The organism is Vibrio sp. 9-16B-A1, from assembly GCF_056726165.1.
Genome location: NZ_JBSDZD010000037.1, coordinates 1 through 1,173, shown reverse-complemented (window position 1 = coordinate 1,173; position 1,173 = coordinate 1). Strand labels below are relative to the sequence as shown.

2 tRNA genes and 2 rRNA genes are annotated in these 1,173 nt (G+C 45.6%); all 4 read left to right on the top strand.

Annotation, left to right across the window (positions count from 1 at the left end):
• Positions 1 to 271 (top strand): 16S ribosomal RNA (locus ACVB80_RS24280); the annotation flags it as partial.
• Between the two features lie 185 nt (positions 272 to 456).
• A tRNA-Ile gene (locus ACVB80_RS24275) sits at positions 457 to 533 on the top strand.
• Between the two features lie 126 nt (positions 534 to 659).
• A tRNA-Ala gene (locus ACVB80_RS24270) sits at positions 660 to 735 on the top strand.
• A gap of 328 nt (positions 736 to 1,063) precedes the next feature.
• Positions 1,064 to 1,173: ribosomal RNA gene (locus ACVB80_RS24265) — 23S ribosomal RNA — on the top strand; the annotation flags it as partial.

The window sequence follows — 1,173 nt, the reverse complement described above, 5'->3', positions numbered from 1 at the left end:
GTGAGCGAATCCCAAAAAGTGCGTCGTAGTCCGGATCGGAGTCTGCAACTCGACTCCGTGAAGTCGGAATCGCTAGTAATCGTGGATCAGAATGCCACGGTGAATACGTTCCCGGGCCTTGTACACACCGCCCGTCACACCATGGGAGTGGGCTGCAAAAGAAGCAGGTAGTTTAACCTTCGGGAGGACGCTTGCCACTTTGTGGTTCATGACTGGGGTGAAGTCGTAACAAGGTAGCCCTAGGGGAACCTGGGGCTGGATCACCTCCTTAATACGAATGATTATTGCGATGAGTGTTCACACAGATTGATACGGTTTAGAAACGAAAGAGTTTTTACTAAGTGATTTTTCTTAGTTCAAGGAAGGCAAGTGATGAGCGAAGGTGCATACATCAGTATGTGACTGAGTGAAGAGCGCCGCCTGACGCAGAAGTAAGGAAAAGCACGACGTAAAAATGGGTCTGTAGCTCAGCTGGTTAGAGCGCTCGCCTGATAAGCGGGAGGTCGGTGGTTCAAGTCCACTCAGACCCACCAAATCTTTCCGTCTGCGGCGTCAACAAGCGCGTTGTGTACTGATGTACACGGCCTTACTTGTTTCCTTGCATACGAAAAGATTTATCCCAGTCATTATGACTGTTTAGCAGAAACATCTGCATAAATGGGGCTATAGCTCAGCTGGGAGAGCGCCTGCCTTGCACGCAGGAGGTCAGCAGTTCGATCCTGCTTAGCTCCACCATCTTTAAGTGCATTTCTTTTGAAATAGAAAGTCTTAAGTGCTCTTAAAAATGGTTTCGATAAGAAACTCATGCTCTTTAACAATTTGGAAAGCTGACGAATAACAACAATCCCCTTATCTTTCAGATAAGCGTTGTTATTCAATTAAAAGTTCTCAAATCCTAATCGAAAGATTAGGTACCAACACACATTCAAGTGTTCTTGGGTTTTCATGAAAATGAAAACATATTTGAGTCCGGCAAAATCGAAGTGTTGCTTCGCTCATTCAAATAATGAAGCAACAATAAACCTTGGTTGTTTGCCATACGAAAGACCTCTTGGGGTTGTATGGTTAAGTGACTAAGCGTACACGGTGGATGCCTTGGCAGTCAGAGGCGATGAAAGACGTAGTAACTTGCGATAAGCCCAGATTAGGTAGTAACAACCATTTGAGTCTGGG